This window comes from Paenibacillus sp. OK003 (genome assembly GCF_900109515.1).
GTDB lineage: Bacteria > Bacillota > Bacilli > Paenibacillales > Paenibacillaceae > Paenibacillus > Paenibacillus marchantiae.
Window position 1 is genome coordinate 144389 of the sequence record NZ_FOBD01000003.1, and the last position, 13060, is coordinate 157448.

Below are 13060 nucleotides of genomic sequence, written 5' to 3' on the forward strand. Positions count from 1 at the left end.
ATGAACGGATCAATATCGTTTAACCCCTAGCAGTCTCGAAGAGATGTCCGAGGTTGCATATCTTTTTGGAAGGAGCTATTTGTATGTCCGAATTGCCTAAACCGCATCAACCTTTAGTTAAGCATATGTTTACTGCTGATCCTTCAGCGCATGTGTTCGAGGATCGCATTTATATTTATCCATCCCATGATCTGGATCACGACGGTCCGGTGAATGACAATGGAGATCAGTACAAGATGGAGGATTATCATGTGCTGTCTATGGCGGACACAGATTCACCCGTGACGGATCATGGCGAAGCATTGCATGTGAAGGATGTCCCTTGGGCGTCCAGTCAGATGTGGGCCCCGGATGCTGCGTATAGAAAAGGCACCTATTATTTGTTTTTCCCGGCTCGGGACCATGATGGCATTTTCCGCATTGGCGTGGCTACGTCTTCTTCTCCGGCAGGACCATTCAAGCCGGAAGAGCAATATATGCAGGGCAGTTTCAGCATTGATCCCGCTGTGTTCGTGGACGAAGATGAGCAGGCTTATATGTTCTTTGGCGGGTTGTGGGGTGGACAGTTGGAGAAATATCAGACTGGAAGCTACATCGAACATGCGGAAGGACCTGCTCCAGATGCTCCGGCGATCGGACCGAGAGTTGCGAAGCTGAGTGAAGATATGCTCTCAATGGCGTCGGAGGCGTTGGAGATATCCATCGTGGATCAGGAAGGAAAGCCGCTGACCGCAGGGGACGAGGATCGCAGATATTTTGAAGGACCATGGATGCACAAGTATAACGGGAAATATTATCTGTCTTACTCCACAGGAACGACGCACAAGCTGGTGTACGCCATGGGTGACAATCCTATGGGACCGTTTACGTTCCAAGGTACGATCTTGCCTCCGGTCATGGGCTGGACAACGCATCATTCAATTGTACAATTCCGGGAGAAGTGGTATTTGTTCTATCACGATTGTTCCCTTTCCGGCGGCGTCGATTACAAGCGCTGCGTCAAATTTGCCGAGTTGACGTACAACCCGGACGGCACCATTCGCATGATTGAACCATATCCAGAGAAGTGAAATGGCTGTGAATAGGAACGGTAACCCGTATCCCTTATCCTTTTCCCTGTAACCGTAGATCCGTGCTGAAACAGAAGTGATATTATATCGTGCATTTCAGCTATAATCAGGAAAAATTCTAAAATCAATTAAAAGCAACTAAAACTCCGTGCACAAGCACGGAGTTTTAGTTTTCATTATGCGAGGAGGTTGAATCAGATTAACCTGGTTGCTGCGAACCATTAAACCACACGGATTTGATCGACAAGGTATCCGAAATATCAGTGGTTGGATCACCGTCTACGAGAATAAGATCAGCACGCGCACCTTCGGTAATACGGCCGCGATCGTGAAGGCCAAAGCAACGGGCCGGTTTCGAAGTGGCCGACTGAAGAGCTTCGATCGGAGTGAACCCAGCCTTGACCAGCAGCTGCATTTCGTGGTGGACACTTGCCCCATGAGCAAGGCCGCCAAGGTTTGGAACGGGAACTGGCGCGACATCCGTCCCTACCAGAATATCAACACCGGCTCGGTGAAGGTCCATCACATTCTTAAAGCTGTTCTCCATATTGCTCTGCGGGAACGTATTGAAGCTTGAGTTCAAAATATCGATCCAGTCTGGGCTTAATTTGGAATGAACACGGGGATCATTGGCCAATTCGGATGCCGGATTTCCGATAATCGATGAATTCAACACCAAGCACGGTGTAACAAAAGCGCCTGAACCAGCTATGGATTTCACTAACTCGGAGGTGTACTCGGGTCTGTCGATAAACAAATGGCCCAAACCGTCGACCCCAAAATCAATGGCTTGTTGTGATGAAAGGGCCGTCAAGACGTGGGCGATAACCAGCTTCTCGAACTTGTGGGCTTCTGTCACGGCTGTTTTTAGAATCTCATCGCTTAATACAGGCAGGCCAGGTGCACCCATGACCGTTCCTTCTTCAATCATGATCTTAATATAGTCGGCCCCATTCTCTACTTGGGTATGCACATGTTTAATCGCTTCTTCGACTGTTGTCACTTGCGGTATTTCATCGTGATCGTGAGCGTATGCGGCTAACATTGCTTCGCGATCTTCCTCCGATAACTTCTCTAGTTCCTTTAATACGAATTCAGGTATTTCATCTCCATCCGGAAGCAATTCATCCGGATGTCCGCCCGGAGCGGTGATCGCTGTGCCAGCAGAACGGACATCTGCGATGTCGTTCACGTTTTTTAACTGAATTTCGCGCCCTCGTTTAGTAAAATCACCGTTCATTTCGAGTTCAGTGGTAACGCCGAATTTTAGAGCATCTCGTAAACCGCCGATGGAAGTGTGGACATGTGCATCAATCAGACCAGGCATTAAAGTCGCATTTTCTCCATCGATAATCGTTGCATCATCCGGAAGGTCTCCACCGACTGAAACGATAGACTCCCCTTTAATGACGACATGTCTGGGCGCAATGATTTGCTCTCCATCAAAGATACGTACATTTGTAATCGCCGTAACTTGTTCTAACGCAGCATTTTGAGTTACCTTCTCCATTTGAAACCCTCCCAAGTGTTTGTTTGTGAACAATTCGAATAATAACTGTTAGTTTTCTAACTGTCAACAAGATAATGTTTTTTTGACAAGCCAATAGGAACGTTGTATAGTTTATTACTTACAATTAGATTTCTAACAATCACTGGGGGGACGATTATGAAATCCCGAAAGGAAACACCTTATCTGGATTTATTTCAGATTATCGGTCTTAAGTTAAAGAAAAGAGCGGACGAGAGTATAAAAGTGCTGGGCTTAAACGCTCAACAAGGGAAAGTAATCGATTATATTTACGAAAACCAAAATAGTCATATTATTCAAATGGATCTCGCAGATCGGTTTCATCTAAGTCGGCCCAGCATTACAAGTATGCTTCAAGCTCTAGAGCAAAAAGGGTTAATCGAGCGTAAAATCCCTGCCAATAATGAACGACAAAAAAACATATACGTACTGCCAAAAGCGGTTGAACTGATTGAAGACTTCCAAGACTCTTTCCAAAAGGTGGAGGAAGAAATCGTTCAAGTCCTTACCGACGAAGAGAGGCAAGTATTAAAGAAATTATTGATCAAAATTAATGAGACGATATAAAGAAGGCGATATTTAATTCGCTTGTATTGCGCTCCAACAACCGTCTCTGGTTATCGTCAATGAAATGATTATCCGCCTATTGATCCCACGACCGACAAAGTTACCCCAGATTGATTGGATCGGATTGGGTCGGACTAAACTCAGCCTTAGTGAAAGCTCGTTACTGCATGCAAAAAATGAAAAGGGGCCAAGATGACATTGTGGTTTACCATAAAATGTCATCTTGGCCTCTTCTGCATGTCTCCCACACCTATTAAAAATGACCAGTTGTGAGCATTCGTTCTCTGGACAGACGTGTGAGCGATAGCGCAACTTCCTGGGCGGAGTCATAATCCTGATTCTGGTGGCAGCATTCGGATTGGGTGCAGTTGTCGGCACGATGTCTCTGATTCTAATCTCGATCGGTATGCTGACTCGTTCCTTTGCTGAGGTGCTTGAAGAGATTGACATGGGGCAGGTGGAAGCCGTTCGGGCAGCTGGCGGGAGTTATTTTCAAGTGTTGTCTCAAGCTGTAGTTCCTCAATTTTTACCCGGATTTATCGGCTGGAGCCTATACAACTTTGAAATCAACGTACGCGCCTCTACGATTGTCGGAATGGTTGGAGGCGGAGGTCTCGGATTTATTTTGCAATCGAAATTGAAATTGTTCCAGTACCAAGAAGCAAGCATGGCGGTTCTACTCGTGCTCGTTATCGTCCTCATTGTTGAAATGATCACCAATCGCGTAAGGGAGCGAATTATATGAGTACGCAAATGAATGATTTTAAACCGTCCTTTACTGTGCTCACTTCAATGGCAGAACCGCCTAAGCCGAAAAAAAACAAGTTGGTTACGATGGGGCTCCCGCTTATCGCCGTTCTGTTTGTGTTCAGTCTTGTTCAGCTTCATTTCGACTATTCCAAAATCGCACAAGGCTTTACGAAGCTTGGCGGTTACATGGGTACCATGTTTCCTCCGGGTGTCTCGGCTTGGCGCCATGTTTTGCTTGCTGCCATAGAATCGTTGCAAGTCGCCATTATCGGATCGGTGCTGGGGATTGTCGTCGCATTCTTTCTGTCCTTTTTAGCTGCGAGCAATTTGACGCCACATCCAATGATCGCCTGGATCATCCTAAGCACTGCATCTCTGCTTCGGGCGATTCCTACGATCGTGTGGGCCCTTATATTTATCGTGTCCGTCGGTCTTGGACCGCTTCCCGGTGTTCTTGCAATTGCCGTTTCTGCATCAGGCATGCTTGTTAAGGTGTTTGCCCAGTCCCTTGAAGAAATGGACAAAGGCGTGCTCGAAGCTATGCAGTCTACTGGTGCGAGCTGGCTGCAAATTGTCATGCAAGGCATTTTACCTACAGTAAAAACAGCTTTCATTGCCTGGTGTGTGCTGCAGCTGGAAGGAGGTATCGCTGAATCTACTATTCTAGGCGCAGTTGGTGCGGGCGGTATCGGATATGAAATGACTCATGCGATGAAATCATACAATTTCGCAGCCGCTTTGTTTGTGGGCTTGGTCGTTTTTGTTATGGTGTTCAGTGTTGAATTCGTGGCAAACCGCTATAAAATGAAACTCAAAATACGACAGAACTAAGTTGAAATATCATCACAGAAGCGAAAGCTCTACGAGGAGGAAATATGATGTCAACATCTAAACCACTTTTACAAGGTCCACTAGTACAGGCAAAATACAGTGACAATAACGTAATTACCCTTGCTTGGAATACAGCAGAGAATGTAAAAGCAGAGGCGATCTACCATTCCAATCAGCCGGAATTCGATGAACTCAGCAGTACGCTGCTGGAGGTACATATCGAGCCCATTGGAGCAACTTTTACAAGAACACTGTCGCTTGGCCGCAGCTATTACCACGTGAAGTTCAAGGACGGTTCTGTGTCCACGATACAAGATCGTATGATTTATACGGATGGCATTATTAATTTTCGTGATATGGGCGGATATCACACAGAAGATGGACGAACGACCCGATGGGGCATGCTGCTGCGTTCTGCTGATCTGCATGAGCTCAGTGACCAGGATCTTCAGACTGCTGAAGCTCTCGGCATAGATTGGATTTGTGATCTGCGAAGCGAATTCGAAGTGGCGAGTCGTCCAAGCCCTGTAATCGGAAAAGCAATGAACTCGAACATTCCTTTTATGGCAGAAGCAAACCCAGAAGAAATGCAAAAGATTGCGTTTGACTTAAACGTAGGCTATAAAGCTATGATTTTAAATACGGAAAAATGTTCGCTTATCCTTCAGGAGCTATTAAAAGAAGGCCGCAGCACCTCCTTGTTCCACTGCGCCGCAGGTAAAGATCGGACAGGTGTAGTATGTGCAGTTATCCTTCTCACCTTGGGCGTACCTCGGGAGGTAGTTATTGAAGACTACGAGCTAACGAATCTGGCGGTGGACGGGCTTATGCAGCGCTTCCTGTCGGATACTAACAAAGTGTACATGGACCAGATACCTGAATTAGAGGGCAATATTCCGGATATGATGAAAGCAGCCTTTATACAGGCTGCACTTGAAGCTATTGATGAGAACTATGGTTCTTTCGAAAAATATCTTCACGAGGGACTTGGCATCACGGAGCAAGAAAGAACTACGCTTCAAAATAGATATTTAGTTTGATAGTAGATTTAACGCTATGCATACCAGTAGCAGACTTTTCCCCTTCTTACCGAGAAGGGGGGGAAGTCTGCTACTGTTGGATTGAACTAACGAGTGGGATAGTTTAAGCTTATTCACACTGGTTTATCATAGATCGTATTTAAACACATTAAAAAGCCGATTCTTTCCTTATGGAGGAATCGACTTTTCTTTATCAAAAAAACATGATGACAATCCAATTAAATTGAAACAGGGTGGGAACATGGATAAAGGATTTACATTAGCTAATCAACTATTAACGCTGCTTGATACGGAACAAAGATGGTTTACCTTAGCCGAAGTTGAAAAAAGTTTAGGTATCTCCGATAAAACCATACGTAAGATGGTTGAGGAAATCAGCAAGCAATTACCCCCTACGGTAACCATAGAAGTTTCTAGAGGAAAGGGAATCGTTCTTCGGCGAGATGGACGAAGTGAGACGATGAGTGAAGTGATTTCTTCGATGTTCAGACAAACCGTCTTTTATCGACTGATGAATGTTTTGTTCACGAATGTGGATCGACTGTCCGTGGAGGAGCTTGCCGGAGTCATGTTTATGAGTACCTCGTCATTGAAGAAACTGATCGTGCAATTAAATAATAATGATCTCAAAGCGTATAAGTTACGCATTACATATTCAACCCCGATGATCAAAGGGAATGAAATGAATATTCGATATTTCTATTGGAAGTTATATGGTGATGCGTATGAGTTCACAGGATGGCCCTTTGCGAATGTCGATTTTGCATATATCAATCAGTTAATCACAAATACAGAGAATGAGAAAAATATTGTGTATTTTATCAATTCCAAACGGAGATTATCCTTTTTGTTGGCCATTGTTGTGGAAAGAGTCGCTAAAGGGAAGTGCGTAAAAATCGACGGAAGTGGTTACCCCTGGGAAAAGGGGATGTTTTATATGCCTGTGAAGACCCTTGCAAAGAGTCTTGAAGAGAAGTTTTCCATTCATTTTCCTAATAGTGAGATTTGCTTTATACAATCCCAGGTTAGTCTCAGCCAATATCATTATTACGAAGGATCAGAAATTACGCCGATGAAAGAAGTCGAATTGCATAAAGACAAAGAAGAATATCAAATGGGGAATCAGCTTCTAAAACTACTGGCTAACGTATATCCCAACTTGGAGATGGAAGAACGATTTGTATTGGAGATTTACGCATTCTTTGACAAGTTATTAATCGATAATGCAATTCCTGAATGGATGATGATTTCACAAAGTAATTTAACGGCTTATGTTCAAAAGGAATGCCAGCAGCTTTATCAAGAACTGCAAACCTGCATGCAAACGTGGAGTAAAGCTTATCCTGCCGTCTTATACAATCATTTTCATTTAACCAAGCTAACCTTAATTGTTCGTTCCAGTTTACGTTATAAAAGGAAAAGGGCCTTCTTGGTAATTGGAGAAGAATTTTCAATTCGTCATTACATAGCGGATTTGATCAAGAAGGAAATTGGGGATCAGCTGATTATCAATACTTCCATAATGAAAGGGCTCTCCGACGAAATGATGCAGAAACATCAGATTGATTTTGTCATTAGTAATATCCCGGTAACATTGCAGACCGTGCCTGTTATTATTATCTCTACGATCCCGTCTAAAAGAGATCTGGACAATATTCGTAAAGAACTGCTTTTATAATTTGATCAATTATTTCCCGTATCCTCCGTAAGATTTTGGTCTAGTTTGTTATGCTGAAAAATCTTATGCTCAATGTACTTTCCGAACAGATTTTCTTGAAGGCAAGCGGAAGAGATTTCGGTAAGCCTGAGTTCAACATTGAGAGTGGGAGGCAGAAATATGAGTAGGCATTTAGGCGCAAAAAAAGGAGACATAGCGGACATCGTTTTGCTTCCGGGAGATCCTTTACGTGCAAAATTTGTAGCAGAACACTTTTTAGATGAGGCCAATTGTTATAACGAAGTAAGAGGCATGTATGGGTACACTGGATTATACAAGGGGATACGGGTATCAGTTCAGGGGACAGGGATGGGAAATCCATCGATGAGCATCTATGCAACGGAATTGATTGTCGATTATGAAGTGAAGAAATTGATTCGTATTGGTACATGTGGCGCGATGCAGAAAAACATTAATATCCGCGATATTATAATAGCCCAATCCGTGTCTTCGGATAGTAATATGACGGATAAGATCTTCCATGGCTGTAATTATGCACCTACAGCAGATTTCTCATTGTTAATGAAAGCGTATCAACAAGCACAAGCTAAACAAGTAAATGTCATTGTCGGCAATATCTATAACTCCGATGAATTCTATCGTGAGAGCTTAGATCGACTTCACAAGTTTATGGATTTTGGTGTATTAGGGGTAGAAATGGAAAGCACAGCCCTATATACGTTAGCCGCTAAATATGGTGTGAAAGCGCTATCCATTTTGACAGTAGGCAGTCAACTGTTAACACAGGAGCACTTAACTCATCAAGAAAGTGAACAATCATTTTATGAAATGGTCGAAATCGCTCTTAACACAGCCATTGAAAGCTAGGCTTCTGGACTCATCCAGAGCACACTAATCACTTTAGGAATAGCTGGATTTTATCAAGGCTTCATCGGCCATAAATTCCCTATTCATGAAGGTCCAGCAGGGTTATGGTGGAGCATTTTCACCATTTACGCCAACGGTCACCTTTTTATATTTGCTCTTATTGATCTTTCAATTAAGCGGTTCTTTTATGAAAGGTATGATGGGGATCACGTCAAGCCACACCTAGTTAGATGTTAAAGTGTTCGTGCTGAGTGTGATTGTGATTTGCATTACCTTTGGGTTAGGGAACAGTCGCTTTGTTTTGCTGCGCCAATTTTCAGTAATAATCAGTATATCGATAGGCTGCTTATTGTTTATCATATGCGACAAGATGCCGGTGATTTCACCGGCGGATACACTATTTAAACTGCCAAAACTATTTCCTATTGGAAGTCCAAGATTTGATAGCAGGACAGTCACAACTGCCTTGCGGCAGTCTATTGGCGATTATTTTGGAACAAGGGTTAATGTGGAAAGATGCAAATCGATATGAGGATTCCAAAAAAATGTATCGATAATTTGGAGGGTTAATTATGCATTATCTAATTTCTGTTGTTGGTCTGGTTATTGTTCTATTGTTGGCCTGGCTTGCGAGTAATAATAAGCGGAAAATCAAATATCGTCCAATCATCATAATGATTGTTATTCAGTTAGGTTTAGGCTTAATTATACTAAAAACGAGTTTAGGCGAATTCTTAATTAAAGGGTTTGCCGATAGTTTTTCGAAATTACTTGGATATGCCAACGAAGGAACGAACTTTGTTTTTGGTGGGATTGCCAATGAAGGAGCTCATACCTTTTTCCTGTTTGTGTTGATGCCAATTGTTTTCATGTCCGCATTAATAGGAATCCTGCAACATTACAAAATATTGCCGTTCATTATCAAGTATATTGGTCTGGTGCTAAGTAAAGTAAATGGCATGGGGAAATTGGAATCTTATAATGCGGTTGCAGCCGCAATTGTAGGACAGAATGAAGTATTTATTTCTGTGAAAAATCAGCTTGGATTATTGCCAAAACATCGCTTGTATACATTATGTGCATCTGCAATGTCGACGGTATCGATGTCCATTGTTGGTTCATATATGACGATGCTGGAACCTAAATATGTAGTAGCTGCATTAATTTTAAACCTATTTGGCGGCTTTATCATTACATCCATCATTAATCCGTATGAAGTTACAGCTGAAGAAGATATTGTTGAAGTTCGGGAAGAGGGCAAACAAACGTTTTTTGAAATGCTGGGCGAATATATTATGGATGGATTTAAAGTAGCCATTGTAGTTGGGGTAATGTTAGTTGGTTTTGTTGGAATCATCGCTTTAATTAACGGAGTCTTCAGCGGCATATTTGGTATCTCGTTTCAAGGAGTTCTAGGGTATATCTTCGCACCAATTGCCTTTATGATCGGAGTGCCGTGGAGTGAAGCGGTTCATGCGGGGAGTATCATGGCAACGAAGCTGGTTGCGAATGAATTTGTTGCGATGCTTGACTTTGTTAAGATTCAAGACGGTTTAAGTGGGCGTACTACAGCCATTGTTTCCGTTTTTCTAATCTCATTTGCTAACTTTGGGTCCATTGGTACTATCGTGGGTGCGGTAAAAGGGCTGAATGAAAAACAGGGGAATATTGTTGCTCGCTTTGGATTGAAGCTGTTATATGGCGCAACACTTGTAAGCGTTTTATCCGCTATAATTATCGGAATTATATTTTAGTTGCATCATTTCTATTTTGAATCCCATTGAACTCGAAATGGAGCTGTTCCAAAAAGACAGTTGATGTCAGAGGGACATAAAAATTGTCACATTGAAAGTCGCTAATGTTAGCGGCTTTTTTTCCGTCTGTTTGCTCATAAGATAAAATTTATCATTTTCCACATATAGACCTCCCTTCCATTGATATAGTACATTTTTACAAATATACATTAAGCTGATTTTAAACCACTTTTAAATCTGTATATCAAAGCAGGACAATTCAAGAATTGTGTGGAATAAATATACATATTTACTGAAATTGGAGGCTGTAAAACTGAAATTGGAGGCTGTAAAATGGCGTTCCCGACACATATTGTCTCATCAGGTGGAATTGTTGAAGATGGAAATGGAAATATCCTATTAGTAAAAGCCCATGATGATGGTTGGGTGTATCCTGGTGGGATAACTGAAGTTGGAGAAAATCTGATTGATGGTGTGATTCGTGAAATTAAAGAGGAAAGTGGAATTGACGCCGAGGTTAGCCATTTAATTAGTGTTGTTTCGAATACAGCGATACATAAGTGGTATGACGGTGTGACTGATGTTCCTACGAAGGTTATGTTTGATTTCGTATGCAAAGCTGTAGGTGGAGAGTTAGCGACTTCTGATGAAACGAGCGAATGTAGGTGGGTTCCCAAGGGAAATGTTCTGGAATGGATTACATTACCCGCCATCCGCATGCGTTTTGAAGCTTATTTGAACTTTAATGGCTCTGTGAATTATTTCGAATATGTCACTGGGACTATGTCAGAGTGTGATGTCAAGCTTCAAAAGCGTGTTTAATTTTACAAAGGATCGAACAAGAACATAGCTCCAACCCAAGTCGCTATAATAGCGGCTTTTTTTTGTAGGACCAAGTTCTTGCTCCAAACTAAGAACAAGACAGCACAGGATACCTCCTGAGAAGAAATTTCGATTAGGAGATGTTAATGAAATTATCTGCAATTCCGATAAAAATACCTGAGGGGATTATAGAATATGGCTCTGGGCAGGCTAGGTGCAAAACGATTCATATACAGTTCATAAATGCATTTTACAATAAGATGAATTCTTGTTAGACACCTGTTTTACGAAATGCTGCTCATTGCAGATAAATATGGCGGTAAGGTTCGTTTTGGAATTGTTTGAATTTATTTTATTGATGCTGGTAAAATAGATAGAAAAACTATTTTATCTATGAATGTTCGAAATAAAGGACATTTGGTGAGCAAACTGTAATTTTTTTAACGATTTTTATAAAACTGCTCTATACTTAATATTATTTTGAATTTATTATGAATTGAGAAGTGATTACATTATTCGATAATATAAAGGTATGGTGACAAAATGGAAAAGCAAAACTTGGACTGGAGTAACCTCGGATTCAACTACAGAAAGACGGAGAAACGATATGTGTCAAATTTTATAGATGGAAAATGGGATGATGGATTTTTAACAGAGGATACCAATGTAGTGCTCAACGAATCGGCAGGTGTTCTACAATATGCGCAGACATGCTTTGAAGGTTTAAAAGCCTATACGACCCAAGACGGACAAATTGCTATTTTTCGTCCCGATTTAAATGCACAGCGCATGGAGGATTCCGCTATAAGACTTCATATGCAACCCTTCCCAAAGGATAGGTTTATAGATGCTATTGTCGAGACAGTCAAAGCAAATGCATCATATGTACCACCGTATGGCTCTGGTGCTACTCTATACATACGACCTACTCTATTCGGAAGTGGTCCTGTTATTGGGATTAAACCTTCTGAAGAGTATCAGTTTAGAGTATTTACTACACCAGTAGGCCCTTATTTTAAAGGAGGAGCCAAGCCCCTTACCCTCTGTGTTAGTGATTATGATCGTGCTGCGCCTTATGGTACAGGACATATCAAAGCAGGATTGAATTATGCCATGAGTCTTCATGCGCTAAGGACAGCCCAAAAAAATGGATTTGATGAAAATATGTTTTTGGATGCTGCAACCAGAACCAAGGTTGAAGAAACAGGCGGGGCCAATTTTATCTTTATAACCAAAGACAATAAAGTTGTTACACCTAAGTCAGAAAGTATTCTTCCATCCATCACCAGAAGATCTTTAATGGTCGTTGCTGAGAAATATCTCGGCCTTGAAGTTGAGGAAAGGGAAGTTCTTTTCGAAGAGGTAAAAGATTTTGCAGAATGTGGTTTATGTGGAACTGCAGCTGTTATTTCTCCTGTGGGTAAAATAGATGACCATGGTAAAGAAATATATTTCCCAAGTGGTATGTCAGAAATGGGACCTATTTCAAAGAAACTGCTAGAAACTCTTACTGGTATCCAGATGGGAGTTCTCCCAGCGCCTGAAGGCTGGATTACAAACATTACTATTGGCGGGGCTTAATGCCCCGCTTTTTTCATTTGTAGAGAATATTGAAAAGCAATAAACTGTCCTCCAGGTTTTAAAGCATGGTAGATCTGTTCGATTAAAGTGTCTCTTAATGTACGCTCAAAATTAAAAAAAGGTAAACCACTAAAAATATAGTCGAGCTCATGTATGCCTTCGTTCTTCATTGTATTCAGTAAAGTCGCAGCGTTTGGGTGTGAAGTGAAATTTGGATATTCATTTTGTAACATGCTTCTCATCGTCTGATCCATTTCAAATAACATAACTTTTGTGTTTTCATGTGCATTTTTTTGAATGTACCGGGTAATGGCGCCAGTCCCTGCCCCAAGTTCAGCAACTGCCGTAGCTTCTTGCCAAATTGCTTGTTTAACCATCGTCTTGGCCAAAAAACGCGAACTCGGAACAATACTCCCTACAATTTTGGGGCTCTTCACAAAACTTCTTAAAAATAGCAGACTATCATTTGATTTCATTTTATATCCTCCAGCATGGATAAGATTGGGGTTCCAAAGAAATTGCCTAAAGCAAAAAAAAGTAAACCGCATGACCATGTTGGATAAACATTGGCC

Annotated in this window: 12 protein-coding genes and 1 pseudogene; 11 read left to right on the plus strand and 2 right to left on the minus strand. The window is 41.8% G+C overall.

Going from position 1 to position 13060, the window contains the following annotated elements; all coding sequences use genetic code 11:
• Positions 1–83: 83 nt before the first annotated feature.
• Positions 84–1070 (plus strand): glycoside hydrolase family 43 protein, encoded by a 987-nt coding sequence (locus tag BMW94_RS05565; protein WP_090995505.1) that lies wholly within the window; start codon positions 84–86, stop codon positions 1068–1070.
• Between the two features lie 199 nt (positions 1071–1269).
• Here BMW94_RS05565 and BMW94_RS05570 read toward each other — a convergent pair whose 3' ends face one another.
• The gene (locus tag BMW94_RS05570) at positions 1270–2580 is read right to left on the minus strand and encodes an amidohydrolase family protein (protein ID WP_090995508.1); all 1311 of its coding nucleotides are present in this window, start codon (positions 2578–2580) and stop codon (positions 1270–1272) included.
• Positions 2581–2736: 156 nt separating this feature from the next.
• Here BMW94_RS05570 and BMW94_RS05575 point away from each other — a divergent pair, with 156 nt between their 5' ends.
• The 10 genes and pseudogenes from BMW94_RS05575 (at position 2737) to BMW94_RS05615 (ending at position 12488) form a co-directional block, all read left to right on the plus strand.
• Positions 2737–3165: a MarR family winged helix-turn-helix transcriptional regulator gene (locus BMW94_RS05575; protein ID WP_090995513.1), complete on the plus strand. Its 429-nt coding sequence runs from the start codon at positions 2737–2739 to the stop codon at positions 3163–3165.
• Between the two features lie 337 nt (positions 3166–3502).
• Positions 3503–3910, plus strand: a complete 408-nt coding sequence (locus tag BMW94_RS05580) for an ABC transporter permease subunit (RefSeq protein WP_302847993.1) — start codon at positions 3503–3505, stop codon at positions 3908–3910.
• Positions 3907–4746 carry a phosphonate ABC transporter, permease protein PhnE gene (phnE, locus tag BMW94_RS05585; RefSeq protein WP_090995516.1) on the plus strand — a complete coding sequence of 280 codons (840 nt, stop codon included), beginning with the start codon at positions 3907–3909 and terminating at the stop codon, positions 4744–4746. Before BMW94_RS05580 ends, phnE begins: the two co-directional genes overlap by 4 nt.
• A 44-nt stretch (positions 4747–4790) precedes the next feature.
• Positions 4791–5786 (plus strand): tyrosine-protein phosphatase, encoded by a 996-nt coding sequence (locus BMW94_RS05590; protein ID WP_090995519.1) that lies wholly within the window; start codon positions 4791–4793, stop codon positions 5784–5786.
• A gap of 241 nt (positions 5787–6027) precedes the next feature.
• The gene (locus tag BMW94_RS05595) at positions 6028–7464 is read left to right on the plus strand and encodes an AcpB/EbpR/MafR family transcriptional regulator (protein WP_090995522.1); all 1437 of its coding nucleotides are present in this window, start codon (positions 6028–6030) and stop codon (positions 7462–7464) included.
• A 159-nt stretch (positions 7465–7623) separates the two neighbouring features.
• Positions 7624–8331: a purine-nucleoside phosphorylase gene (gene deoD, locus BMW94_RS05600; RefSeq protein WP_090995525.1), complete on the plus strand. Its 708-nt coding sequence runs from the start codon at positions 7624–7626 to the stop codon at positions 8329–8331.
• 4 nt (positions 8332–8335) lie between these two features.
• A pseudogene (locus BMW94_RS31235) lies at positions 8336–8860 on the plus strand (purine/pyrimidine permease); the annotation flags it as partial.
• A 43-nt stretch (positions 8861–8903) separates the two neighbouring features.
• Positions 8904–10085: a NupC/NupG family nucleoside CNT transporter gene (locus tag BMW94_RS05605; protein ID WP_090995528.1), complete on the plus strand. Its 1182-nt coding sequence runs from the start codon at positions 8904–8906 to the stop codon at positions 10083–10085.
• A gap of 333 nt (positions 10086–10418) precedes the next feature.
• Entirely contained in the window at positions 10419–10907 is a 489-nt protein-coding gene (locus BMW94_RS05610) for an NUDIX hydrolase (protein WP_090995531.1), read from the plus strand.
• 543 nt (positions 10908–11450) lie between these two features.
• Positions 11451–12488, plus strand: coding sequence for a branched-chain amino acid aminotransferase (locus tag BMW94_RS05615; protein ID WP_090995534.1), 1038 nt, complete (start codon positions 11451–11453; stop codon positions 12486–12488).
• Here BMW94_RS05615 and BMW94_RS05620 read toward each other — a convergent pair.
• On the minus strand, positions 12485–12964 hold the full coding sequence (locus tag BMW94_RS05620; protein ID WP_090995537.1) for a class I SAM-dependent methyltransferase: 480 nt from the start codon (positions 12962–12964) through the stop codon (positions 12485–12487). The genes BMW94_RS05615 and BMW94_RS05620 overlap by 4 nt on opposite strands.
• Positions 12965–13060 lie beyond the last annotated feature (96 nt).

Coding starts and splice junctions, on each gene's coding strand:
- BMW94_RS05565 (WP_090995505.1), top strand. CDS start 84: ATGTCCGAATTGCCTAAACCGCATCAACCTTTAGTTAAGCATATGTTT.
- BMW94_RS05570 (WP_090995508.1), bottom strand. CDS start 2,580: ATGGAGAAGGTAACTCAAAATGCTGCGTTAGAACAAGTTACGGCGATT.
- BMW94_RS05575 (WP_090995513.1), top strand. CDS start 2,737: ATGAAATCCCGAAAGGAAACACCTTATCTGGATTTATTTCAGATTATC.
- phnE (WP_090995516.1), top strand. CDS start 3,907: ATGAGTACGCAAATGAATGATTTTAAACCGTCCTTTACTGTGCTCACT.
- BMW94_RS05590 (WP_090995519.1), top strand. CDS start 4,791: ATGATGTCAACATCTAAACCACTTTTACAAGGTCCACTAGTACAGGCA.
- BMW94_RS05595 (WP_090995522.1), top strand. CDS start 6,028: ATGGATAAAGGATTTACATTAGCTAATCAACTATTAACGCTGCTTGAT.
- deoD (WP_090995525.1), top strand. CDS start 7,624: ATGAGTAGGCATTTAGGCGCAAAAAAAGGAGACATAGCGGACATCGTT.
- BMW94_RS05605 (WP_090995528.1), top strand. CDS start 8,904: ATGCATTATCTAATTTCTGTTGTTGGTCTGGTTATTGTTCTATTGTTG.
- BMW94_RS05610 (WP_090995531.1), top strand. CDS start 10,419: ATGGCGTTCCCGACACATATTGTCTCATCAGGTGGAATTGTTGAAGAT.
- BMW94_RS05615 (WP_090995534.1), top strand. CDS start 11,451: ATGGAAAAGCAAAACTTGGACTGGAGTAACCTCGGATTCAACTACAGA.
- BMW94_RS05620 (WP_090995537.1), bottom strand. CDS start 12,964: ATGAAATCAAATGATAGTCTGCTATTTTTAAGAAGTTTTGTGAAGAGC.